Below are 24,753 nucleotides of genomic sequence, written 5' to 3'. Positions count from 1 at the left end.
AATAAAAAGAGGGGATTCGATGGGGAGCAAAAAGAGGAAGAAAAAACAGGCAAAGAGACAAAGGTATATAAAGAAAAAACAGGAACAGAACATACCTTTTTCACAAAAAGTAGTCATTACGATAGAGAAAACATTTCGGTATATTTGTATGTTCTTGTATGTGATTTTTTGCTTGTATTTATGTGGGATATTTAAAAGTTTGGGGATAACCCCCAATGTTATTGAAAGTACCTTAGGCGTTCTACTTGTTATGGTAGAAGGAATCTTATTCTTTATATTATTTGATAAAGTATGGCCTAGTCATGAAAGTAAAAAAGATAGAAAAAGAAGCAAAAAATCTTCATACGCTTCAAGCTCATCAGGTGGATTCGGTGACTACAGTAGCAATGACTGTAGTAGCTCAAGTGATGGTGGAGGAGATTGCGGAGGTGGTGGAGATTAAGTTAGTTTTTTAGAAGAACGACTAATGAAAGGATGGGACGAAAGATGGAGACTGTGAACTTAATAGAATTAACAAAGGATATTAAAGATCAACATAAAAACTTCGTCGTTTCAAATATAAACAGTCATTGCTTACGAATCGCTGTATTTACTGGTGAATATGATTGGCACTATCATTCTAATTCGGATGAATTATTTATTGTGCTAGAGGGAGAGTTACTTATTGATTTTGAAGATGGAGAAACGGCGGTTTTAAAGCCAAATGATTCTATTTTAATTCCAGCATGTACGATTCATAGAACGAGAGCATTAAAGAGAACGGTAAATCTTTGTTTTGAACATATAGAGGCTGATACGATTATAGTGGAGCAATTATGAAAAAATTATCTGTAGCCGAGTATAGAAAAGTTCTTCCGGTTTTAGAAGGTAATACAAGAACGATGACATTTGCTTATGCGGTATGTGATCAAGTGGTAGATGGTGAGGTTTTTGTAAACGGGCAATTAACAGCAGGATTAATTATTACAGCTAACGGTATCTATTATTTATTTGGTGATACTGATGATCAAAATTATAACGAAGAGTTATTTTCATATTTAAAAACGGCTATTGAAAAAACAGAGAAGAGATTTACACTCTTTACTTCAAGTGAAGAGTGGGAAATGATGTTAGAAGAGCGTTTTAGTAATACACTTCGGAACATCCCGCGAATGAAATTTCAAAGGGTAACCTTTGAGGAGAGAAAACGAGATTTTAACAAAAATACATATGAAGTGAAGCGTATTGATAGAAGAGATATAGAGCGAAGCAGTGAATTTAAAGAGGAGTACTATAAAGAATATTGGGGATCAAAAGAAACGTTTTTGAATAGTGGTTTTGGATTTTGTATAGAACAAGATGGGATAATTGTAGCTGAATGTGTCTCAATATTTAGCGGGAATGGTTATGCTGAAATAGATATTGCAACACATGAAGCGTATCAAGGGAAAGGATTAGCTCAAGCTGTTGCAACACGGTTCATTGAACATTGCATGCAAAATGATATTATACCGAGCTGGGATTGTTATGTAGACAATATTCCTTCGCGAAAATTAGCTAGTAAATTAAGTTTTTATCATCCAATAGAATATAGTTTGTTTGTACGTAAGAAAACGGGGGAAGAAAAATGAATGTAGAATTAACGAGATTTAAAGTTAAGCCTGGTAAGAGTCATCGAGTAGATGAATGGATGCAACTTCTTAATGACAATATGAAAGAAGTACTTTTGACATTAAACGACGAAAAGATGTATGTTGAGACAATTTTCCGGGAAATAAGAGATGGAGAAGAGTACTTATATTGGTATTCTGTGCAAGGAGAAGGCGGGGCTCTTGTCGAAAATTCTCATTATGAAATCGATAAAAAGCACTTAGCGTTTTGGTATGAATGTATCGATGAAGAAGCACCGTCTATTGATATGAAAACAGAAGTTGTTATGATTCAAGATGTTGTGAAGGAAGCGATGAAATAATAGAATAGTATTTCAGAGAAAAGCGCATCAAAATGGATGTGCTTTTTATTATGAAAAAATTGATAAAAGCTATATTTGGATATCTTTAAGTGAAAATAAGGAGGGATATCGAGAATATTTTAGGATAAACTATAAAGTGAAACTTTAATCAGTGGGGGGCATCCCCCACTGATTATCAGCCCTCACCAATCGGGCTTTTACGGGCAGTTCGACCCCAACCTAACTTCTTTGCTTCCGCTGAGTTTTGATGTGGGGTCTTACTGCCCGTTAATGCGGGATAAAGAAATAAAAAACACAAAACCAAAAAACTTACCAATATAAGGTGTATTCGTAACAGGAAAAACAGAGGATTTACAAAGTTTACAAGGGTCACCGTATATTAAGGCTGCTGTAAGAGGTGTAACAGTTGAGAAATATTGATTACAAGTAATTAATGTGAATAATCAGAAAATTTATGTTATAATATGGGAAAAGGAGGTTTATATGAGGCAAATACATGGAGCAATTTATATTTACATAACAATGTTTTTCGTGGCGGTATCCTATGGATTGGGGCACGTGTATTCGCATCCTATACTAACTTTTTTAAGCGGAGCATGTATGGCGTTTGCGCTTCTTGTCCACCTTTTCTCGGTTTGGATCGTGAAATTTCAATTAAATATTAGTGAAATAGAAGAAGGCACTTTTTGAGTGGCCTTCTTTTTTAGTAATATTGGCGAATTTAGTAATATTGGCGAAGCCCTGGTAGCAATTTTTCAATTTCACATTCGGTTTCTTTACATATGGAAAGTGTACGTAGTCTGAAAAATAAGCTACGTAAGAAAGATTTTATATTTCCGTATAAAAATTCGTATGATTCAATATGTAGCGTGGATTTTTTTACTTGTAATTGAGCTACTAAATCATGAAGGGCTAATATGAGTACTTCTTCCTTTAGGTCATTTTGCAGCATTGCGACAATCGGATAAACGATACGTTCATCTTCTTCATATTTGTAGTAAATAGAATGAACACAAACTTTGTTTAATAAAGTTTGTAATATTTCTTCGTAATATAAAGTTTCCAGTTTAGGACTATTCACAAGCGCCTCAAATGTATCGGAAGCATGAGCGATACTATGTGCCCAGCCGTGGTCTTGGACATATCCACGGAAATCATGCTCGTTGTTCATATATAGAATTAATTGATCTTTTACAGTTAAAATATCATTCTGTGATAAGAAATTATGATTTGTATCTGCATCTATAATGAGGGCAATTAATAATGTTGTAAATGCTCGGGTAAATACGGCATCTTCGTCATCCGAATGAATCTTATACAATAAATATTTTTCACTAATGCTTTCTAATAATAATTTCTGTAAGTGTGTATGTGAAATGTAGTCTTTTTTGATGAGATGATAAAAAGTAGAGTAAATAAGTTTGTCTCTTAAATAGCTATCGGTAACACCGATGTGCTCAAGCATATTGGAACTTAAAGAATCAATGTTAATTGTGTTGTCCAGTATGTAATTATTATTACGAATTTCTTCTAACTGTTGTTGTAACATATAAACCTCCTTTTTTAGAAAATTCTGTATTTTTATAATATAATAAGAGGAAGAAATAGACAATAAATAAGTGCATTTGAATGGAGGGGGCATTATGAAGAGAGCATTATTCTTTTTCATTAGTATTTTCTTTTTAGGAAGCTGTTCCATTTCGTATGTTACTTTTTCTAGCGAGAGCAAAAGTTGGACTGGACAATATAAAGGGCATATTAAGGATGACAGTGAAGATGGGATGTTTACGTTTCAATATAAGGGCGGGGATGGAAAGACAGAATTTAAAAACTTAGAGATTGCTATTAATGGAGCCTTTAGTACAATGACACAAACGTCAGAAGTTCATAGAGGAGAAAAGGTTGAAATGAAGTCTTCTTGTGTAAGTTGCGCGCCTATCTCTAAAGATGAACCAATAGAGATTGTGATTAAATGGGATGATAAGTATGAGGAGAAGATGGTGCTAAATTTGAAATAGCCTAGAGTAAGGAGTTAAAAATGAATAGGCATATGAAAATTGTTATGTTTTTAAGTGTATTTCTAGTCGTATTATCAGCGTGTGATACAAAACAAGTAGAGCAAGTAACGGTAAAAGAAGTACCTAAAGAAGGGTATATCATATTAAGAAATGACACGGTGTTTTTTGCCGATGATAAAACGTTTGAAACAAAAGTAGAGTTGCAACATTATATAGAACAACAAATGAATAAAGAGCATCCAGCACATATAGTCTTGAGCTTTAAGGACAAAGACACATATAAACAGTTAAAAACAGGGGATAAAATAAAAGTATGGTTTTCTCAAATACTTGAAAGTTATCCAGCAAAAATGATTGTAGAGAAATTTGAAATAGTAGGGAAATAGAAAAAGGCAGCACTCCCGCTGCCTTTTTTATTATTTTACAAATTGTAACTCTTTCGGGAATTTCGTTAAAATTTCTGATCCGTCTTTTGTGATGTAAATATCATCTTCAATACGAACGCCACCTACGTTTGGTACGTAAATACCAGGTTCGATTGTGAAGACCATACCTTCTTTTAATGGAGACTCGTTACCAGCTTTTACATCTGGATATTCGTGTACGCTAATTCCAAGTCCATGACCAAGTCGGTGCGGGAAGAAGTCTCCGTAACCTGCATCTGTGATAACAGAACGAGCAGCATTATCGATTGCGCCAAGTGTAACACCTGGTTTACATGCTTCAACTGCTTGTAGTTGTCCAGCAAGTACAGTGTTGTAAATACGAGTTTGCTCTTCAGAAATCTCACCGAATGCTACTGTACGTGTAATATCAGAGCAATAACCATCAATGATTACGCCTAAATCAAATAGTACGAAATCGCCGCGTTTCATTTTGTTTGCGCCAGGAATACCGTGTGGAAGAGCTGAGTTCGCACCTGCTAATACCATCGTATCAAATGACATTTTATGTATGCCTTTTGTTTTTAATTCGTGTTCAATAATTGCTAATACTTCTAGTTCACTACGGTTTTCTTTAATTGCATTTACACCAACTTCAACAGCATAGTCCGCCATTTTAGCTGCTTCGCGTAAAATAGAAAGTTCTTTTTCATCTTTAATTAAACGAAGTTCGCGAACTTTCTCCTCAGCTGATTTGAAAGCTGCATTTGGGAATAATTTCGTTAATTCTTCGTAGCGCTCTACGTTTAAATGTTCTTTTTCAATTGCAACTGCATTTGCATTGATGCCGCGGTCTTTAATTGCTTTTGCAATCATATCCCATGGTCTGTCAGTATCAGTAAATCCGATAATTTCATGTGCCCAGCCAGCGTTACGTGCTTGACCTTCTTCCATTTTAGGGCAAATTAAAATAGGTTCTTTTTCTTGGAATACAAACATACCAAGTAATCTTTCGTGTGGTTCACAGTGGAAGTTTGTCATGTAGAAGACGTTTGGTGTAGAAGTTAAGAACGCAGCTTCTACGTTTTTTTCTTTTAGCCATTGCATTAAATTTTCTAATCTAGCATTCATCGATTGGCACCCCCGAGATATTTAATTACAAATATAACTTTAACTCGGAAGAAAGCGTTATGACAAGTAAATAGATGTTAGAAAAGACAGGGAATTGAAAAATCATGTAGAATACAAAGTGAGAATGTGAACAGGGGAGGAATGTAATAATGAAAGTATCTTATCATGGACATTCAGTTGTGAAAATTGAGGCGAATGGAAAAGTTATTTTAATTGACCCGTTTTTAACAGGTAATCCGAAAACAGATTTAAAAACTGAAGATGTAAAAGTGGATGCAATTCTTTTATCGCATGGACACGGTGATCATGTTGGAGATACAGTAGAACTTGCGAAGAAAAATAATGCAGTTGTTGTAGCGCCATTTGAACTAGCAACATTTTTAAGTTGGCAAGGTGTAAATACACACCCGATGCATATTGGTGGTTCACATGAATTTGACTTCGGAAAAGTGAAGTTTACACAAGCATTCCACGGCTCTAGTTATATTGATGAAGAAAATAAGACGATTACATATACAGGTATGCCAGCAGGTATTTTATTTACAGCAGAAGAGAAAACTGTATACCACGCAGGAGATACTGCACTATTCTCTGATATGAAGTTAATTGGGGAATTAAATAAAGTTGATCTAGCATTTTTACCAATTGGTGATAATTTCACAATGGGACCAGAAGATGCTGTACTAGCGGCAAAATGGATTAATGCGAAAACTGTTGTACCGATGCATTACAATACGTTCCCAGTTATTGAACAAGATCCATATCAATTTGTAGAAAAGCTACAAAATTGTACAGGGAAAGTATTAGAAGCTGGAGAAAGTATTACACTATAGAAAAGAAACCCTTCATTTGAAAAGAAAAGTGAAGGGTTTTTTACGTGTGTAGGACAGCTTTTAATGCTTGTATTTGTTTTGGTGATTCTTTTCTTTTGGTACGTGGTTGTTCAGGTGTTTCATTCAATTCCATTGCAACTTTTTTCCCATCTACGAAAGCTAAAAATACAGCACCTACAACCTCTAAAAATTTTTTCATCATGTGTTCGCTCCTTTGTTTTATTTCTTGTCTTAATTGTATAGGCAATTAAGTGGACGAACTATCGAATGAGATGACAATAGCATTACATTGTTGTAATAGAATGACTGGTGGAATGTAAGAGTCATTTTGTTATAAAAAAAATAGTACAGGTATGCAAAGAGAGAGTGTAACAGTTTTGAAAATATAGTATACTGAAAGTACAACACATGAAGAATTTAGGGAAAAGAAAGTATGGTGAAACCATTTGGCTACCAAGCATAACCAAATTTTAGAACATATTAATAGCCTGCCAGTAGGCCATAAAATTTCTGTAAGACAAATTGCGAAAGATTTGAGTGTAAGTGAAGGGACCGCTTACCGTGCAATTAAAGATGCAGAAAATAAAGGATATGTTAGTACAATTGAACGTGTCGGAACAATTCGAATTGAACAAAAGAAGAAAGAGAATATCGAAAAACTGACATATGCAGAAGTCGTTAACATTGTCGACGGTCAAGTACTTGGGGGCAGAGAAGGACTACATAAAACATTAAATAAATTCGTAATCGGAGCTATGAAGTTAGAAGCGATGATGCGCTATACAGAAGCTGGGAATTTACTCATTATTGGTAACCGTACCAATGCACATGAATTAGCGCTAGAAACTGGAGCCGCTGTATTAATTACGGGCGGCTTTGATACGGAAGATCATGTGAAGAAATTAGCAGACGAATTAAAGCTGCCGATCATTTCAAGTAGCTACGATACATTTACGGTCGCAACGTTAATTAATCGTGCAATTTATGACCAACTTATTAAGAAAGAAATTGTACTCGTTGAAGATATTTTAACGCCAATTGAAGAAACGTTATATTTAAAGCCGAGTGATACAGTACAGCAATGGCATGCATATAACGAAGAGACAATGCACGGAAGATATCCAATTGTCGATGAAAGTAACAAAGTACTAGGAATCGTAACTTCAAAAGATATGATCGGAGTAGCGAAAGAAACACCAATTGATAAAGTAATGACAAAACACCCAATTACAGTGAACGGTAAAATGTCTGTCGCAGCTGCGGCACGTATGATGGTGTGGGAAGGAATTGAATTACTTCCTGTCGTTGAGGAAGGAAACAAACTGCAAGGTATTATTAGCCGTCAAGATGTACTTCAGGCACTGCAAATGATTCAACGTCAGCCACAAGTTGGAGAAACCATTGATGATATTGTAACGAATCAATTTATGACACCAAAAGAAGCGAAGAATGAGCATCTATATCAATTTTCGGTGACGCCGCAAATGACGAACTCAATCGGGACGTTATCGTACGGTGTATTTGCAACAATTGTGACAGAAGCGACAAATCGCGTCATTCGTGCGCAAAAGAAAAGCGATTTAATTGTTGAAAACTTAACGATTTATTTCGTAAAGCCGGTTCAAATTGATAATGTTGTATCTGTTCATCCGAAAGTATTAGAAATTGGACGTAAATTTGGTAAGGTCGATGTAGAGGTGCATCATGAAGGTAATGTTGTTGGAAAAGCATTACTTATGGTTCAGTTAATCGATAAATAAAAAGATGGAACAAATCGTTTTGATTTGTTCCATCTTTTTTTGTTGTTTTAAATTTGAAAGGCATGATTTTAGATGGGAGTTTTAGTGAAATATGTATGGGATGGAGTGGAAAAGTAATGTGAGAAAAGACGGAATAATAATTCAATTCAGTTGTATATTGTGTTATGATTATATTGTAAGAAAATGGAATCGTGAGAGGTGGTATGCATTATGTCGTCAGCCGTACTCTTTTTTGGTAGTATCGCACTATTTTACTTTCTTGTAATGATACCGATTCAATATTTATATTTACAAGGTTTACATGAAAAAAAGGAAAAGACAGGATTATCTCAGCGAGAGCTATATGAAAAAATGTCTTTTGGAGAAGAACAATTACATTTTCACGTACAAGGGAACCCATTTAATATACCATCTGCGTTTGTTGCGTATATGATTTTGAAAGTTAAGGGACGTAAAAAAGCATCACAATATTGATGCTTTTTTACGTTGCTTCATAGACTTCAGCTTCTTTAACTGCTAATGGCAAGAAATGTTTGTATTGGCGAAACCCGTTAAATACACTTGCACTACCAAATAGAACGAATAAAACACCAACGATAATACGAGCGGTTGAAAGTTCTAAAAAGAATTGGTTTATCCCGAAAAATAAAACGAATGAACCGAGTGCCATTGCGGATTTTCCTGAGAGCCAACCTTTCTCCATTGGGCGGTTTGTACGAAAGTATTTTGTTTTGTAAAAGAGGTACAACATAAATGAGATGATAATACAGAAGACTAATACTGGCATAATGAACACTCCCATCGCTTTGTGAAAAATAATAGAAAAGAAAAAGAAATATCTAAACTTTCTAACTTTTATTATAAAGCAATTGTTCGCATGTATGAAATACTTTCCGTTATAATGGAGGATAAAGTGAAGAAGTTGATTAAAAAGGAGATTATACATATGCATGAGCAAATTTTAGGAGCAATTAAAGAGTTTGATACAATTATTATTCATCGCCACGTGCGTCCGGATCCAGATGCGTTAGGTTCACAGGGTGGTCTTGGTACAATTCTACAAGAATCGTTTCCAGAGAAAAATATTTATACGGTTGGGTACAATGAACCGTCACTAGCATACTTACGAGTAATGGATGATATTGAAGATAGTGTATACGAAAATGCGCTTGTTATTGTTTGTGATACTGCGAATCAAGAACGTGTTGACGATCAACGCTATACAAAAGGGAAGATGTTAATTAAAATTGATCATCATCCAAATGAAGATCCATATGGAGATATTACGTGGGTAGATACGACAGCGAGTTCTACAAGTGAAATGATTTATGAGTTTTATAACTATGGAAAAGATAAAGGATTAAAAATAACAAAAGAAGCAGCCCGCCTTATTTTAGCAGGAATTGTTGGAGATACAGGTCGTTTCTTATTCCCGAATACGACAGCAAAAACACTTCGTTACGTAAGTGAGCTTGTTGACATGGGTGTGAAATTCACAGATTTATACAATGAGATGTATAAGACAAAAGAAAAAATTGCTCGTTTAAACGGTTATATTTTACAAAACTTTACGATGGTAGAAGAAGGAGCAGCTTACATTAAATTAACGAAAGAAGTATTAGAAGAGTTTGATGTACTTCCTTCTGAAGCATCTGGTGTTGTTGGAGCGCTTGGCAATATTGATGGATTAAAGGCGTGGGTTCTATTTTTAGAGGAAGACGACGTAATTCGTGTTCGTCTTCGTTCAAAAGGACCAGTTATAAACAAATTAGCAATGCAATATAACGGCGGGGGGCATCCGATGGCTTCTGGTGCGAAGGCATCTTCTTGGGAAGAAGCGGATCGTCTTTTTGCTGATTTACGTGAGATTTGTAAATAAGAGACTATATGTTAGAACGAAAAGAAGGAGCGGCGCTAAAGCCCTCCTTCTTTATTTTTCTTTCTCTATAGTAATGCTAATTTCAAGCACTGTATCAAAAGATATTGTATCGACTTTAAAACGGTATAGCCGATCGTAATGTTTGTACGTTTTATTTTCGATTACCTTTTTAAGTAGGTCTTTATTTTTTGCGATACTTTGAATGTTTTTCGTTAAAAGATGTTGGAGGTCATTATGGATAGATGTAGTCATATTTTCGAGTGTGAGATTGTCTAAATCGTATTTTTCTCGATTGATAAGTTTTATTTTAATCTCTTGAATGGTTAAGAGCCGTTTATTTTCAGTGTTCAATTTTTCTTGATCTTCGAGAAGGACGTGGAGCTTTGCTTCTTGTTTTTCTATAATTTCTCTTTGTTCTGCTATTTTACTAGCTTGTTCTTCTTGAAAAACACCGTATATGTACAAAAAAATAAACCAGCTCAACACGCCTCCAACAGCAGCCCCAGCTAATACTAAGTACCATCTTTTTGCTGTATTGGCACTTGGTACTCTCATACATGTTCCTGCGTTAGCCATTTAATAATAATGAGACCTGTTTGCATACCACCAGTTGCGAAAAAAATAAGGAGAATTTGCTTTACGATATCTTTCATATCTCCGCCAAAGAAACTTCTTTCAAAGCTATAAAAGGTATCGAATGTTCCGCCGATTGCTGCAACGAGTGCCCAAATTCTTAAATTTTGGGCGAATTGATTAATGTAAGTTAGAGCTGGTTTTCCGATAAGAAACGCACCAAATCCACCAATTAATGAACCGCCAAGTATAACCCCAAAGGCAATAAAATAACTAATAATAAGCAGAGAGAAAAAAGTATGTTCTCTTACATCCATCGTCATTCCCCTTTCTTCTTCATATATATGGACAAAGTATAAGAAGTATGTTTTGATTTCCGCTTTCCTCATCACCTATAATAAAAGTAGTCAAATAGGTAAAGAGAGGGTACAACAGTGAAGTTTGTGCATTTACAATGTCAAACCGTTTTTAGTTTATTAAAAAGTGCTTGTAAAATTGATGAGCTTGTAGTCAGGGCGAAAGAACTCGGTTTTTCATCGCTGGCTATTACGGATGAAAATGTTATGTATGGCGTTATTCCGTTTTATAAAGCATGTAAGAAACATGGTATACAGCCTGTTATTGGATTAACCGCTTCTATTTTTAGTGAAGAAGAAGAAAGGTCTTATCCGCTTGTATTACTTGCTGAGAATGAAATAGGCTACCAAAATTTATTAAAGATTTCTAGCAGTATTATGACAAAGTCCAAAGAAGGTATTCCTAAGAAGTGGCTTGCGCATTATGCGAAAGGATTAATTGCAATTTCACCAGGTAAAGATGGCGAAATTGAGCAATTATTACTAGAAGACAATGAGAGTCAGGCTGAAGAAGTAGCTCGCACGTATCAAAATATGTTTGGCCATTTTTATATGAGTTTGCAGCATCATGCGATTCAAGATGAGTTGCTTTTACAAGAGAAACTACCTGAATTTATTAGTAGGGTTAATATTCCGGTCGTTGCAACAAACGATGTGCGCTATATCAATCAAAGTGACGCGCTTGTTCACGAATGTTTACTATCTGTTGAAAGTGGAACGAAAATGACTGATCCAGATAGGCCGAGGCTGAAAACAGATCAGTATTATTTAAAGTCATCGGATGAAATGGAAGCACTATTTTCCCACGCGCCGGAAGCAATCCAAAATACAATAAAAATTGCAGAGCGTTGCCAAGTAGAAATACCGTTCCATGTAAATCAACTTCCGAAATTTCCTGTTCCGTCTAATGAAACGAGTGATATATATTTGCGTCGTGTTTGTGAAGAAGGTTTGCGGAAACGATATGGTGAACCGAAAGAAGTGCATATAAAGCGTTTGGATCATGAATTAAATGTTATTTCTCGTATGGGATTTAGTAATTATTTCCTCATCGTATGGGATTTTATGAAGTATGCACATGAAAATCATATTCTAACAGGACCAGGTCGTGGATCGGCAGCTGGTTCACTCGTTTCATACGTATTAGAAATTACAGATATTGATCCAATTGAATACGATCTATTATTTGAAAGGTTTTTAAATCCTGAACGTGTGACGCTTCCCGATATTGATATTGATTTTCCAGACGTAAGACGTGATGAGATGATTCGCTATGTGAAAGATAAATACGGTCAGCTCCGTGTTGCGCAAATTGTAACGTTTGGTACGCTTGCAGCAAAAGCGGCAATTAGAGACATTGCCCGCGTAATGGGGCTTCCGCCGCGAGATATTGATATATTTTCAAAACTTATCCCATCAAAGCTTGGTATAACGTTAAAAGATGCATATGAAGAATCACAATCACTTCGTGAGTTTATACAAGGGAATCTTCTGCATGAGCGTGTATTTGAAATCGCAAAACGTGTAGAAGGTTTACCACGTCATACGTCTATTCATGCGGCTGGTGTTATTATGAGTCAAGAACCGCTAACAGGAAGTGTAGCAATTCAAGAAGGACATAACGATGTTTATGTTACGCAATATCCAGCCGATGCGCTAGAAGAACTTGGTTTGCTTAAGATGGACTTTTTAGGATTACGTAATTTAACGTTACTTGAAAATATTATAAAATTTATCGCGAACAAAACAGGGAAAGAAATCGATATAAGAAACTTACCTCTTCAAGATGAAAAGACGTTCCAATTATTAGGGAGAGGGGATACAACAGGTGTATTCCAGCTTGAGTCGGGTGGTATGCGAAATGTACTTCGCGGGTTAAAACCGAATGAGTTTGAAGATATCGTAGCTGTTAACTCGTTATACAGACCAGGACCGATGGAACAGATACCGACTTTTATTGAATCGAAACATGGAAAAAGAAAAATTGAATATTTACATCCGGATTTAAAGCCAATTTTAGAAAGAACATACGGCGTCATTGTATACCAAGAACAAATTATGCAAATTGCATCGAAGTTAGCTGGTTTTTCGCTCGGAGAAGCAGATTTACTGCGCCGTGCGGTGAGTAAAAAAAATCGTGATATTTTAGATCAGGAACGTAAGCATTTCGTCCAAGGATGTTTGCGAAATGGTTATGATGAGACATCCGCAGAGAAAATTTATGATTTAATTGTAAGATTTGCGAATTACGGTTTTAACCGAAGTCACGCTGTAGCTTACAGTATGATCGGATATCAGCTTGCCTATTTGAAAGCGAATTATACGCTGGAATTTATGACGGCATTATTATCAAGCGCAATTGGAAATGAAGATAAGATTGTACAGTATATACGAGAAACGAAGCGGAAAGGTTTTCACGTTTTGCCACCGTCTCTTCAGAGGAGTGGCTACAACTTCCAAATAGAAGGGAATGCGATACGTTACAGTTTACTTTCGATCCGAAATATTGGAATGGCTACAGTGACGGCATTATTAGAAGAACGAGAGAAAAAAATGTTCGAAGATTTATTTGAATTTTGTCTTCGTATGCCGTCAAAGTTCGTAACGGAGCGTAATTTAGAAGCTTTCGTCTGGTCGGGATGTTTTGACGATTTTGGTGTTTCGAGAACGAATTTATGGAAAAGTATTAAAGGGGCGTTAGAGTACGCGAATCTCGCACGTGATTTAGGAGATGCTGTTCCAAAATCAAAATATGTACAAGGAGAAGAGTTATCTTTTATTGAACAACTAAATAAAGAGAAGGAAGCGCTTGGCTTTTATTTATCAAGTTATCCGACAGCGCAATATGTGAAGTTAGCAAAAGAATTAGAAATTCCATCTCTCGCTCAGGCGATGCGACACAAGAAAAAAGTACAAAGAGCTATTGTGTATATAACAAGTGTGAGAGTGATTCGTACGAAAAAGTTTCAAAAGATGGCATTTATTACATTCTGTGATCAAAATGATGAAATGGAAGCAGTCCTCTTCCCGGAAACGTATATACATTTCTCGGATAAGTTGCAAGAAGGAGCAATTGTTTTAGTTGACGGTACGATTGAGCTAAGAAATCATAAGCTGCAATGGATTGTAAATGGACTATATCCGCTAGAGGAAATGGATGTTTATGAAGAAAAGAAAGACGCATCTGTTTACGTGAAATTGCCGTCTCAGTATGAGAAAAAGCTTTTAAATCAGGTTACGAAAATATTGTTCGACTATTCAGGTTTTGCGAAAGTACTAATTTATTATGAAAAGGAACATAAAATGGTACAATTATCTCGGAGTTTATCGATTCATCCAAGTGAAGAATGTTTAGGAGCACTTCGTGAAATTGTCGGGGAAGAAAATGTAGTTGTGAAAATATAATGGACAATTTCCCTACACTTCGATTATTATAGTAGTAGTGTTCGTGGTCAGACCACTTGGAGAAATTGATATCAGCAAGAATAATTTGAGGAGAGTGGATAGTTTGTCAACACTTCGTGAAGAAGCACTTCACATGCATAAAGTGCATCAAGGAAAATTAGAAACTGTATCAAAAGTAAAAGTAGAAAATGCAAAAGATTTAAGTCTTGCATATTCTCCAGGGGTTGCAGAACCTTGTAAAGAAATTTATGACGATAAAAGTAAGGTATATGAATATACGATGAAGGGAAATATGGTAGCAGTTGTGACAGATGGAACAGCTGTACTTGGTCTTGGTAACATTGGACCTGAAGCATCTCTTCCAGTAATGGAAGGTAAAGCTGTATTATTCAAGAGCTTTGCTGGTGTAGATGCATTCCCAATTGCCTTAAATACAAACGATGTAGATAAAATTGTTGAAACTGTAAAATTAATGGAGCCAACTTTTGGCGGCGTTAACTTAGAAGATATCGCAGCACCAAACTGCTTCATTATTGAAGAGCGTTTGAAAAAAGAAACAAATATTCCTATCTTCCATGATGATCAACACGGAACAGCTATTGTAACAGTAGCAGGTCTTGTAAATGCACTGAAATTAGTTGGAAAGAAAATGTCTGACATTAAAGTTGTCGCAAATGGCGCAGGTGCAGCAGGTATTGCAATTATTAAACTTTTATATCGCTATGGTGTACGCGACATTATTATGTGTGACCGTAAAGGCGCAATCTATGATGGTCGTCCTACAGGTATGAATCCGGTGAAGGATGAAGTTGCAAAATATACAAATAAGAATCGTATAGAAGGTTCTTTAGCTGATGTTGTACAAGGTGCGGACGTATTCATTGGTGTATCTGCAGAAGGTGCATTAACAGAAGAGATGGTTCGTACAATGAATGACGATGCGATTATTTTTGCAATGGCGAATCCAGTTCCAGAAATTATGCCAGAATTGGCAACAGCAGCGGGCGCAGCTGTTGTTGGAACAGGTCGTTCTGACTTCCCGAACCAAGTAAATAATGTACTGGCGTTCCCTGGTATTTTCCGCGGTGCACTTGACGTACATGCGACACAAATTAACGAAGAAATGAAGATGGCAGCTGTACAGGCTATTGCTGAGCTTGTAGCAGAAGATGAGTTAAATGCAGACTATATCATTCCGGCACCATTTGACGCGCGTGTAGCGCCTCAAGTAGCGGCTTACGTTGCAAAAGCAGCAATGGAGACAGGAGTAGCTCGCCGTCAAGTAGATCCAAATGAGATCGCTGAAAAAACAAAACAATTAGCGCTGATTGGTAAAGAATAAGCGAGGAATTTCCATTGACATCATCAAATACAAAAGTATATCTCGAAATTGTAAAAAAAATCCGTTCCATTATGGAAGAGGATGGTTTGGTGGCGGGGGATCGTTTGCCGTCTGAGCGTGAGTTAAGTTCACGCTTAAACGTAGGACGTTCCTCTGTAAGAGAAGCATTGCGTGCTTTAGAACTGGTAGGATTGATTGAAACGAGACGTGGTGAAGGGACGTTTATTCGAAACTTTTATGATAACGGTCTTGTACAATTAATTGCTCCGTTCTTATTGCAAGATGAGAAAACAATTCGTGATTTATTACAAACGAAACGATTACTTGAGAAAGATATGATTCGAATTGTATGTAATTTACCGAAAGAAACGTTTTCTAAAGTACTAAGTAGATTACACCAAGTACTTGAAGGAAATGAAAGCTCAGTCCCAACGCTTCATCAAACGTTCTTTAAAACACTTATTGAACAAGTCGATAATTATTTACTATATCGCATTTGGATGATCGTAAATGATTACGTAGCAACTCTTTCTTGTAAAGTTTCAAGAGATTCTATCGATATGTATAGAAAGCTTTATGCTACTTTGGAAGAAAAACAAGAAAATGATGCACTAAAAATTTACGATGAATTAGTAGAGAATATACAGTTTCACTCGTAATGTATAAAATTTGTCGAAATGACCATGACACGTTATGACAAACATTCTACCGCGTAGCGGTTAAAGTTAAACGTAAAGAGTGAGGTTATTAGACAGATTGAGAAGATAAGGCTAACATCAAACTTTGGTGTTAGCCCCATTTTCTTCTTACGCTAACCTTAGCTCTCAACGAAGGGGGTCAAATTGTGCTAAGAGATTTATTCGTGAAAAAGAAAAAGTACGCTGCAATACCTTCAGAACAAGTACGAAAAGATGTACCAGATGGCGTTATGACAAAATGTCCGGAATGTAAAAAAATCATGTATACGAAAGAACTTCTAAAAAATTTAAAAGTATGTGTGAATTGTGGATATCATCATCCTATGAATGCATGGGAACGTCTTGATAGTATATTGGACGAAGGGTCATTCCGTGAGTATGACAAAGAAATGGTTTCGTTAAATCCACTCGAGTTTCCAGGTTATGAAGAGAAACTAGAGAGCGATCGTAAGAAGACTGAATTGAACGAAGCGGTTGTAACTGGTGAAGGAACAATTGATGACATGCTTGTTGTTGTTGCAGTAATGGATTCTCGTTTTCGAATGGGGAGCATGGGCTCTGTAGTAGGAGAAAAAATCGCCCGTGCGGTTGAAAAGGCGTACGACTTACAAGTTCCATTTATTATCTTTACTGCTTCGGGTGGTGCCCGTATGCAAGAAGGTATATTAAGTTTAATGCAAATGGCAAAAACAAGCGTAGCTTTGAAAAAGCATAGTAATGCAGGAGGATTATTTATTTCTGTTATGACTCACCCAACGACGGGCGGGGTTTCAGCGAGTTTCGCTTCACTTGGTGATTATAATCTTGCAGAACCAGGTGCACTTATCGGATTTGCTGGTAGACGTGTAATTGAACAAACGGTGCGTGAGAAACTACCAGAAGATTTCCAAACGGCAGAATTCTTACTAGATCATGGTCAATTAGATGCGGTGGTGCATCGTGATGATATGAGAGAATCGCTTCGCAAGATTTTAGAAGTTCATCAAGGAGGGGAAATGGCTGTATGGCAGAGCTAGAATTTGAAAAACCAGTTGTTGAGCTAAGAAATAAGATTCGTGAACTGAAAGACTATACGAAAAACAGCCAGATGGACTTCAGTGAGGAGATTCGTATTTTGGAAGAAAAGCTAGAAAATTTAGAGGAAGATATATACGGCAATCTGAAAGTATGGGACCGTGTTCAAATTGCTCGTCATGCAGAACGACCGACAACGCTCGATTATATTGAGCACTTATTTACTGATTTTTTCGAATGTCATGGAGACCGTCTATTTGGCGATGATGCAGCGATTGTCGGCGGCATTGCGAAATATAAAGGGATGCCTGTAACTGTAATTGGGCATCAGCGCGGAAAAGATACGAAAGAAAATATTCGCCGTAACTTTGGAATGCCTCATCCAGAAGGATATCGAAAAGCACTGCGTCTCATGAAACAAGCGGAAAAGTTTAATCGTCCTATTATTTGTTTCATCGATACGAAGGGAGCTTATCCTGGTAAAGCAGCTGAAGAACGTGGACAAAGTGAAGCTATTGCCCGCAACCTATTTGAGATGGCAGGTTTAACGGTACCAGTTATTTGTATCGTTATCGGTGAAGGCGGTAGTGGTGGTGCGCTAGGTCTTGGAGTAGGAGATTACATTCATATGCTAGAAAATTCCACTTATTCTGTTATTACACCAGAGGGTGCAGCGGCAATTCTTTGGAAAGATGCAGGAAAAGCAAAGGAAGCTGCAGAAGCAATGAAAATTACAGCAGCAGATTTGAAAGAATTAGGTGTAATTGATGAAATTATTCCAGAGGCAAAAGGTGGAGCTCACCGTAATCTTTTAAAACAGTCAGAAAATATAGACTTAATGATTAGAAAAACTTTTGAACAATTAAACGGAATTTCGAAAGATGAATTAATCGAAAAACGTTATGAAAAATATATGAAAATTGGGCAAGTTTCGTTTTCAAACGCTTCCATTGGGATAAAATAAGAAAAGCGTGCGTTCCTCTTCGCGAATGCACGTTTTTATTATGAAAAGACACATCTTCTCCATTGTGTTTTTATATTTTTTCGTGTTATTTTATTATAAGGCAAATAATCTTTATGAGGTGAGTACAAATGAAACGTATTGGTGTATTAACAAGTGGTGGAGATTCACCTGGTATGAATGCTGCCATTCGTGCAGTTGTTCGTAAAGCGATTTTCCATGATATTGAAGTATATGGTATTTACCATGGATACGCTGGATTAATTTCTGGTCACATTGAAAAATTAGAACTTGGTTCTGTTGGCGATATTATCCACCGCGGTGGTACGAAATTATATACAGCAAGATGTCCTGAGTTTAAAGACCCGGAAGTACGACTAAAAGGTATCGAGCAATTAAAGAAACATGGTATCGAAGGACTTGTTGTTATTGGTGGAGATGGTTCTTACCAAGGCGCTAAAAAATTAACTGAACAAGGATTCCCATGTGTTGGTGTACCAGGTACAATCGACAATGATATCCCTGGAACAGACTTCACAATTGGTTTCGATACAGCTTTAAACACTGTTATTGATGCAATTGATAAAATCCGTGACACAGCTACATCTCATGAACGTACATATGTTATCGAAGTAATGGGACGTCACGCTGGTGATATCGCATTATGGGCTGGTTTAGCTGATGGTGCAGAAACAATCTTAATTCCAGAAGAAGAGTATGACATGGATGATGTTATCGCTCGTCTGAAGCGCGGTAGTGAACGTGGTAAAAAACACAGTATTATCGTTATAGCTGAAGGTGTTGGAAGTGCAATTGACATCGGTAAGCACATTGAAGAAGCAACAAACTTTGATACTCGTGTAACTGTATTAGGTCACGTACAACGTGGCGGATCACCAAGTGCACAAGACCGTGTATTAGCAAGTCGTCTTGGCGCAAGAGCAGTTGAATTATTAATTGCTGGTAGAGGTGGACGTTGTGTAGGTATTCAAGATAACAAACTTGTTGATCATGATATTATCGAAGCGTTAGCTCAAAAGCATACAATCGATAAAGATATGTATCAATTATCTAAAGAATTATCCATCTAATCGGCGTAATGTCGGATATTTGGGAACGGTTTCATAATTTTCGGAGGTGCAATATGCGTAAAACTAAAATTGTATGTACAATAGGTCCTGCTAGTGAAAGTATTGAAAAATTAGAGCAATTAATTGAAGCAGGTATGAACGTTGCTCGTTTAAACTTCTCTCATGGTAGCCATGAAGAGCACGGAGCTCGTATTAAAAACATTCGTGAAGCTTCAAAGAAAACTGGTAAAACAGTTGGTATCTTACTTGATACAAAAGGTCCAGAAATCCGTACTCACGACTTCGTAGACGGACAAGCTGAGCTTGTAACAGGTGCAGAAGTAGTTCTTTCTACTGAGCAAGTATTAGGTACTGCAGAGAAGTTCTCTGTATCTTATGCTGGTCTTTATGACGATGTAGACCCAGGTTCTCGCATTCTAATCGATGACGGTCTTATCGAACTAGAAGTAATCGAAAAAGCTGATGGAAACATCCGTACAAAAGTTCTTAACAGTGGAACTGTAAAAAATAAAAAAGGTGTTAACGTACCAAACGTAAGCATTAAGCTTCCTGGTATCACTGAAAAAGACGTAAAAGATATCATCTTCGGTATCGAGCAAAAAGTTGATTTCATCGCAGCTTCATTCGTACGTAAAGCGTCTGACGTATTAGAAATCCGTGAATTATTAGAAGAGCATGGCGCTCAATACATCCAAATCGTACCGAAAATCGAAAACCAAGAAGGTATCGACAACATCGATTCAATCTTAGAAGTTTCTGACGGTTTAATGGTAGCTCGTGGTGATATGGGTGTAGAAATTCCACCAGAAGAAGTACCATTAGTACAAAAACGTCTAATCAAAAAATGTAACGTGTTAGGTAAACCAGTTATTACTGCGACACAAATGTTAGACTCTATGCAACGTAACCCACGTCCAACTCGTGCGGAAGCAAGTGACGTAGCTAACGCAATCTTCGATGGTACAGATGCAATCATGCTTTCAGGTGAAACAGCTGCTGGTCAATATCCGGTAGAAGCAGTAACAATGATGGCTAACATTGCAGTACGTGTTGAAAAATCATTACAATACGAAGATATGTTCAAAAAACGTATTAAAGAGTTCACTCCAACAATTACAGATGCAATTAGCCAATCTGTTGCGCATACAGCACTTGCTCTTGATGTAGCTGCAATCGTAGCTCCAACAGAAAGTGGACATACTGCGAAAATGATCTCTAAATACCGTCCAAAATCTCCAATCGTAGCTGTAACATCTGACGAGCAAGTAGGACGTCGTCTTGCACTTGTTTGGGGTGTACAAGCATTTATGGCTGAGAAGCGCGCAGCTTCAACTGATGAAATGTTAGATACAGCAATTCAAACAGGTATGGATGCAGGTCTAATCGGCCTTGGAGATACTGTAGTAATTACTGCTGGTGTTCCAGTTGCTGAAACTGGTACAACAAACTTAATGAAAATCCACGTTGTTGGTGAAGAAGTTGCTAAAGGACAAGGAATCGGTCGTAAAGCTGCAAAAGGTAAAGTAGTTGTAGCAAAAACAGCTGCTGAAGCTGTAGCGAACGTAAACGAAGGTGATATTCTTGTTACAACAAGCACTGATAAAGATATGATTCCTGCAATCGAAAAAGCTGCTGCTTTAGTTGTAGAAGAAGGTGGCTTAACAAGCCATGCTGCTGTTGTGGGCGTATCAATCGGTATTCCTGTTATCGTTGGTGTAAACGGTGTAACAGCAACTTTAAAAAATGGCCAAGAAGTAACAGTTGATGCAGCACGCGGAATTGTTTATAATGGACATGCGGAAGTGCTATAAGTAATACGGAGAGAAGGATCGGAGTCCTTCTCTTTTTTTTTACACAAAAACGAGATAGAATTAGCTTAAAACGCCTAGAATTGCTTTTAAAAGCTGTTTGTTATGGGTTTTAATATGAAAGGGTATTATATTTCATATGATGTATATAGGCGTTGTGAGGGTGTTAAAAGTGAGTTGTGAGAGAGGTGTAGAACTATGAAGTGGTTACTATTCTTGTTTATTTTAATACCGGCGATTGAGATTACGGTCTTAATCGGATCAAGTCATGTAATAGGTTTATGGTCTACGTTCGCTATGATTGTATTTACAGGTGTAGTAGGTGTGTATTTGGCGAAAAGACAAGGATTTAAAGTGCTTGGAGAGATTCAATCTAAGTTGAATAGAGGGGAAATGCCAGGTGAGGCAGTACTAGATGGTATTTTTGTATTTGTAGGAGGTATTCTCTTAGTGCTTCCTGGTTATGTGACAGATGTGCTAGGGTTTATCTGCGTGATCCCTATTACGAGAGCTTTATTGAAGCCGCTTGTTATGAAGTGGATGGAATGGAAGTTTAGAAAGAACTCTACTATTATCATTCAGAAGTAGCGCTTAGATTATAACGATCTAAGTGCTATTTTTTTGTCTTGTAAGAGGGGAGGAACTTTCTGATTGAAGCTTTGCTTTACCGCGTTATTTGGGGGTGGGGAATTTCTATCTCAAAGCTGGGATGCTCGTAAGTGTTTGATGTGGGGCGAATGATGAGTGGGGATGAACAAAACGTTCGCTTATTATATTTGCTATATAATTTTCGTTTGAACTCTTGTGTGTACTTCGATTAAACTTGTGATTTTTTAGTGCTATTAATTTAGATGAATAAGATGGAGGGAAACACTGCTAAATTAAAGTTTTGCTTTCTTATATAGAGGAACGATTGGTGTAAAAAATTCATATAAAAAGGCGGAGATTGTTAGTTGAAGTCTTATTTCATGCTGTTTTGTATATTTATTCATTTACATAAAAAGTAATAAATGTAAATGATAATTATAAAATAAATAGAATAAATATGTAAAAACACCACGGAATATGCGTTTTTCATGCAAAAAAACAAGAGAATTATCTTTTTTGAGTGCAATTCTCTTGTTTTATGTAATGAGCATGAAAAATAAGTACAAGGAATAATCAGTAGGAATTTCCCACTGATTACATGTAAGTTTTTTGTTGTGTATGAATTAGAAACTGTTATTTTGAAGGTGAACCTTTAATATATTTCCACAAGTCATGGAAGACATTAGCTTTGTGTAATGTATTGAGTAGTACTAAGGTGACTGGACCGATGATTAATCCTAAAAACCCAAAAAGTTTAAAGCCGACAAATAGAGCGACGAGTGTTGCTAATGGATCGAGACCGATGTTAGATGAAAGTACTTTCGGCTCCATAATTTGTCTTTGGACAATCACGACGATGTATAAAATGAGAAGACCAATGGCGAATGCGGTATCGCCAGTGAAAAATACGTATATAACCCATGGAACAAAGACTGCGCCTGTTCCTAAATATGGTAGTAAATCTACAACTCCTGTAATAATCGCGATAGTAATGGCGTATGGTACGCGTAATATTAAAAGTCCGATCAGTACAATAACAGTTGTCATAGATACGAGTGTAAGTTGTGCTTTCACAAAACCGAATAAAGCTTTTTTTAAGTCGACAAAAATAGTTTTTCCGTAGCCATGTACACGATTTGGTAGTAATTTTCTTGCTTTTTGAGCAAGACGGTGCCAATCGTAACTAATGAAGAAAGTGGCTAATAAAATGAATACAAGGACAGTTAAAGTTGTTGGCAGTGCACTAATGAAATTCGTTAACCCGCTTATAATGGCGGTTAAAAGTTCTTTCATTTGTGTTGTTGCCTCTGTTCCTAAGTTTTGAATGTTTTGTGTAATTGTATAGCGCTGTGGTTCTCCAAGATGATTAAATTTAGAGATTAAATCATCGTAGAGAGGCATAATATGATTAAGTGCAAATTGCTGAGCGAATGTAACGATATCTGGAAACTTTACTGTAACAAGTTGTAGTAAGTATGTTGTGGCAGATATTGCTTCAGTCACAAGATATGTAACAAGTCCAACGATAGCTCCAAATACGAGAATTAAGCTAACGAGTACTGCTAGTGCGCGAGGAAATTGTAGTTTTTGATTAAGGAAATTGACGACAGGATTAATCAAATAAGCAAATGCAAAAGCGATAATAAAAGGATAGATAAGCCCTGACATGTATAGTAATACATAGAACCCAGCTACCGTTGCTACAATGACAAATATGAGTCGCAATATCATATATAGTAAGTTTCGGTTCAAAGATGTATACCTCCCATTCCAATTTGGATTATCCTAATTCGTTCAACTTATAACGAGTGTGCCCCACTGATTAAAGTTTCACTTTACCCCGCATTAACGGGCAGTAAATCTCCTACCCGAAGTGCGGCTGGATCAAAGGAGTTAGATGGAGATAAACTGCCCGTAAAAGCCCGATTGGTTCAACTAATAATCAGTGGAAAATGCCCCACTGATTAAAGTTTCACTTTATGTTATAGTGGAATGATGGATTTTTCTTGCTTTTTCAGTATGTGAGTGACTGTGAAAGCTTGGTGTTGATGCTTCTACTATATGGTAAAAACTTCATTTTCTCTTCTTTTTATTTTACCTGTTTCTAATTAGAAAAGAAAGAAGAGACGCCCGTTTTTTAAAATGTATACATGCTTAAATTTTGATGGTGAAAGTCTCAGTTTTTCATTTTAAAATACATAAAAAATGAAGTGATTCATGTTGAATAGGCATCGATATAGCATGTATAACGATAGGTTTAAAGGTATTTTTGTTTGGAAATGAGTTCATTATTTTCAGAAAGGAAGTGCAAACATGATTAGTCAGTCAACGTTATTTTTATTCATACTACTTATTATAGGACTTATTGCTAAAAACCAATCGCTTACTGTAGCTATTGGTGTGTTATTTCTATTGAAGTTTACGTTTTTAGGAGATAAGGTCTTTCCTTATTTACAAACGAAAGGAATTAACCTAGGTGTAACGGTCATTACAATAGCGGTGCTCGTACCGATTGCGACGGGGGAAATAGGTTTTAAACAACTTGGAGAAGCGGCGAAATCGTATTATGCGTGGATTGCTTTAGCTTCAGGTGTAGCGGTCGCTTTGTTAGCGAAAGGCGGCGTACAATTGTTGACAACGGATCCTCATATTACAACTGCGCTTGTTTTTGGGACAATTATAGCGGTTGCGTTATTTAATGGGGTTGCTGTTGGTCCGTTAATTGGGGCTGGAATTGCCTATGCGGTTATGAGTATTATACAAATGTTTAAATGAGGAATTTTATAGTAATATAAAATTTTTGAATTCTTTCTGTTCACAAAAGTCAGATAATTGTTTATAATAGGATTAGAAACTTTGAAAAGTTACATAACAGCAGAGACTTTACACCAGATAAAATAAAAACAACATAAAACTCTTCGGAATTTATTTTCCTCACTAACTTGTTGTTTTGAGCGTGAGG

At 36.6% G+C, this 24,753-nt stretch carries 27 protein-coding genes; 20 read left to right on the top strand and 7 right to left on the bottom strand.

Going from position 1 to position 24,753, the window contains the following annotated elements; translation table 11 throughout:
- The first annotated feature begins 19 nt into the window (after positions 1–19).
- The 5 genes from V6946_RS24665 (at position 20) to V6946_RS24645 (ending at position 2,641) form a co-directional block, all read left to right on the top strand.
- Positions 20–442 carry a hypothetical protein gene (locus tag V6946_RS24665; protein WP_000534941.1) on the top strand — a complete coding sequence of 141 codons (423 nt, stop codon included), beginning with the start codon at positions 20–22 and terminating at the stop codon, positions 440–442.
- 44 nt (positions 443–486) lie between these two features.
- A complete protein-coding gene (locus V6946_RS24660) occupies positions 487–819 on the top strand; it encodes a cupin domain-containing protein (protein WP_000450926.1) in 333 nt (110 codons plus the stop codon).
- Entirely contained in the window at positions 816–1,610 is a 795-nt protein-coding gene (locus tag V6946_RS24655) for a GNAT family N-acetyltransferase (RefSeq protein ID WP_000736763.1), read from the top strand. Before V6946_RS24660 ends, V6946_RS24655 begins: the two co-directional genes overlap by 4 nt.
- Positions 1,607–1,951 carry a DUF6176 family protein gene (locus V6946_RS24650; RefSeq protein ID WP_001100209.1) on the top strand — a complete coding sequence of 115 codons (345 nt, stop codon included), beginning with the start codon at positions 1,607–1,609 and terminating at the stop codon, positions 1,949–1,951. Before V6946_RS24655 ends, V6946_RS24650 begins: the two co-directional genes overlap by 4 nt.
- 483 nt (positions 1,952–2,434) lie before the next feature.
- Entirely contained in the window at positions 2,435–2,641 is a 207-nt protein-coding gene (locus V6946_RS24645; RefSeq protein WP_001248908.1) for a hypothetical protein, read from the top strand.
- Positions 2,642–2,672: 31 nt separating this feature from the next.
- Here the strand turns inward: V6946_RS24645 and V6946_RS24640 are convergent, their stop codons facing one another.
- Positions 2,673–3,500, bottom strand: a complete 828-nt coding sequence (locus V6946_RS24640; protein WP_000941469.1) for a DUF2785 domain-containing protein — start codon at positions 3,498–3,500, stop codon at positions 2,673–2,675.
- 94 nt (positions 3,501–3,594) lie between these two features.
- On the opposite strand from V6946_RS24640, the gene V6946_RS24635 reads away from it, so the two are divergent.
- On the top strand, positions 3,595–3,969 hold the full coding sequence (locus V6946_RS24635; RefSeq protein WP_006926481.1) for a hypothetical protein: 375 nt from the start codon (positions 3,595–3,597) through the stop codon (positions 3,967–3,969).
- Positions 3,970–3,989: 20 nt separating this feature from the next.
- The gene (locus V6946_RS24630) at positions 3,990–4,355 is read left to right on the top strand and encodes a DUF3221 domain-containing protein (RefSeq protein ID WP_001079378.1); all 366 of its coding nucleotides are present in this window, start codon (positions 3,990–3,992) and stop codon (positions 4,353–4,355) included.
- 30 nt (positions 4,356–4,385) lie between these two features.
- On the opposite strand, the gene pepQ is transcribed toward V6946_RS24630, so the two are convergent.
- On the bottom strand, positions 4,386–5,483 hold the full coding sequence (pepQ, locus tag V6946_RS24625) for a Xaa-Pro dipeptidase (RefSeq protein WP_000994033.1): 1,098 nt from the start codon (positions 5,481–5,483) through the stop codon (positions 4,386–4,388).
- A 149-nt stretch (positions 5,484–5,632) separates the two neighbouring features.
- On the opposite strand from pepQ, the gene V6946_RS24620 reads away from it, so the two are divergent.
- Complete coding sequence (locus V6946_RS24620) at positions 5,633–6,316, top strand: metal-dependent hydrolase (RefSeq protein WP_000868927.1); 684 nt, start codon at positions 5,633–5,635, stop codon at positions 6,314–6,316.
- 40 nt (positions 6,317–6,356) lie between these two features.
- Here the strand turns inward: V6946_RS24620 and V6946_RS24615 are convergent, their stop codons facing one another.
- Positions 6,357–6,518 (bottom strand): hypothetical protein, encoded by a 162-nt coding sequence (locus V6946_RS24615; RefSeq protein ID WP_000976017.1) that lies wholly within the window; start codon positions 6,516–6,518, stop codon positions 6,357–6,359.
- A 244-nt stretch (positions 6,519–6,762) separates the two neighbouring features.
- On the opposite strand from V6946_RS24615, the gene V6946_RS24610 reads away from it, so the two are divergent.
- Together V6946_RS24610 and V6946_RS24605 are read left to right on the top strand one after the other, a co-directional pair.
- On the top strand, positions 6,763–8,076 hold the full coding sequence (locus V6946_RS24610; protein ID WP_000201572.1) for a CBS domain-containing protein: 1,314 nt from the start codon (positions 6,763–6,765) through the stop codon (positions 8,074–8,076).
- Positions 8,077–8,286: 210 nt separating this feature from the next.
- Positions 8,287–8,550, top strand: a complete 264-nt coding sequence (locus V6946_RS24605) for a DUF3949 domain-containing protein (protein WP_000093045.1) — start codon at positions 8,287–8,289, stop codon at positions 8,548–8,550.
- Positions 8,551–8,557: 7 nt separating this feature from the next.
- Here the strand turns inward: V6946_RS24605 and V6946_RS24600 are convergent, their stop codons facing one another.
- Positions 8,558–8,863 (bottom strand): YtpI family protein, encoded by a 306-nt coding sequence (locus V6946_RS24600; protein WP_001144753.1) that lies wholly within the window; start codon positions 8,861–8,863, stop codon positions 8,558–8,560.
- Between the two features lie 159 nt (positions 8,864–9,022).
- On the opposite strand from V6946_RS24600, the gene V6946_RS24595 reads away from it, so the two are divergent.
- Positions 9,023–9,955: a bifunctional oligoribonuclease/PAP phosphatase NrnA gene (locus tag V6946_RS24595; protein WP_000545136.1), complete on the top strand. Its 933-nt coding sequence runs from the start codon at positions 9,023–9,025 to the stop codon at positions 9,953–9,955.
- A 51-nt stretch (positions 9,956–10,006) separates the two neighbouring features.
- On the opposite strand, the gene ytrI is transcribed toward V6946_RS24595, so the two are convergent.
- Together ytrI and V6946_RS24585 are read right to left on the bottom strand one after the other, a co-directional pair.
- Positions 10,007–10,510, bottom strand: a complete 504-nt coding sequence (gene ytrI, locus V6946_RS24590) for a sporulation membrane protein YtrI (protein ID WP_001265736.1) — start codon at positions 10,508–10,510, stop codon at positions 10,007–10,009.
- Positions 10,507–10,920, bottom strand: a complete 414-nt coding sequence (locus V6946_RS24585) for a YtrH family sporulation protein (RefSeq protein WP_002005839.1) — start codon at positions 10,918–10,920, stop codon at positions 10,507–10,509. Before V6946_RS24585 ends, ytrI begins: the two co-directional genes overlap by 4 nt.
- 42 nt (positions 10,921–10,962) lie before the next feature.
- Between V6946_RS24585 and dnaE the strand changes: the two genes are divergently transcribed.
- From dnaE to V6946_RS24545, 8 genes are all read left to right on the top strand, one after another.
- Positions 10,963–14,289 (top strand): DNA polymerase III subunit alpha, encoded by a 3,327-nt coding sequence (gene dnaE, locus V6946_RS24580; protein ID WP_212125544.1) that lies wholly within the window; start codon positions 10,963–10,965, stop codon positions 14,287–14,289.
- A gap of 133 nt (positions 14,290–14,422) precedes the next feature.
- The gene (locus V6946_RS24575) at positions 14,423–15,631 is read left to right on the top strand and encodes a malic enzyme-like NAD(P)-binding protein (protein WP_366981553.1); all 1,209 of its coding nucleotides are present in this window, start codon (positions 14,423–14,425) and stop codon (positions 15,629–15,631) included.
- A gap of 14 nt (positions 15,632–15,645) precedes the next feature.
- Positions 15,646–16,290, top strand: a complete 645-nt coding sequence (locus V6946_RS24570; protein WP_000204448.1) for a FadR/GntR family transcriptional regulator — start codon at positions 15,646–15,648, stop codon at positions 16,288–16,290.
- A 185-nt stretch (positions 16,291–16,475) separates the two neighbouring features.
- Positions 16,476–17,345: an acetyl-CoA carboxylase, carboxyltransferase subunit beta gene (gene accD / locus V6946_RS24565; protein WP_000942856.1), complete on the top strand. Its 870-nt coding sequence runs from the start codon at positions 16,476–16,478 to the stop codon at positions 17,343–17,345.
- Positions 17,333–18,307 (top strand): acetyl-CoA carboxylase carboxyl transferase subunit alpha, encoded by a 975-nt coding sequence (gene accA / locus V6946_RS24560; protein ID WP_000818801.1) that lies wholly within the window; start codon positions 17,333–17,335, stop codon positions 18,305–18,307. The genes accD and accA overlap by 13 nt, the downstream gene beginning before the upstream one ends.
- A gap of 128 nt (positions 18,308–18,435) precedes the next feature.
- Positions 18,436–19,395 (top strand): 6-phosphofructokinase, encoded by a 960-nt coding sequence (gene pfkA, locus V6946_RS24555; RefSeq protein ID WP_366981546.1) that lies wholly within the window; start codon positions 18,436–18,438, stop codon positions 19,393–19,395.
- Between the two features lie 53 nt (positions 19,396–19,448).
- Positions 19,449–21,206, top strand: a complete 1,758-nt coding sequence (pyk, locus tag V6946_RS24550) for a pyruvate kinase (protein WP_001232667.1) — start codon at positions 19,449–19,451, stop codon at positions 21,204–21,206.
- Positions 21,207–21,401: 195 nt separating this feature from the next.
- A complete protein-coding gene (locus V6946_RS24545) occupies positions 21,402–21,791 on the top strand; it encodes an FxsA family protein (RefSeq protein ID WP_000871631.1) in 390 nt (129 codons plus the stop codon).
- A 633-nt stretch (positions 21,792–22,424) separates the two neighbouring features.
- Here the strand turns inward: V6946_RS24545 and ytvI are convergent.
- Positions 22,425–23,543, bottom strand: coding sequence for a sporulation integral membrane protein YtvI (gene ytvI, locus V6946_RS24540; protein ID WP_006926492.1), 1,119 nt, complete (start codon positions 23,541–23,543; stop codon positions 22,425–22,427).
- Positions 23,544–24,104: 561 nt separating this feature from the next.
- Between ytvI and V6946_RS24535 the strand changes: the two genes are divergently transcribed.
- On the top strand, positions 24,105–24,566 hold the full coding sequence (locus tag V6946_RS24535; RefSeq protein WP_000625507.1) for a DUF441 domain-containing protein: 462 nt from the start codon (positions 24,105–24,107) through the stop codon (positions 24,564–24,566).
- The last annotated feature ends 187 nt before the right edge of the window (positions 24,567–24,753 follow it).

Source organism: Bacillus sp. PPSBB_2, assembly GCF_045291115.1.
Lineage (GTDB): Bacteria > Bacillota > Bacilli > Bacillales > Bacillaceae_G > Bacillus_A > Bacillus_A cereus.
Note: the sequence above shows the minus strand (reverse complement) of the source record. Positions and strands in the feature narration are given on the sequence as shown.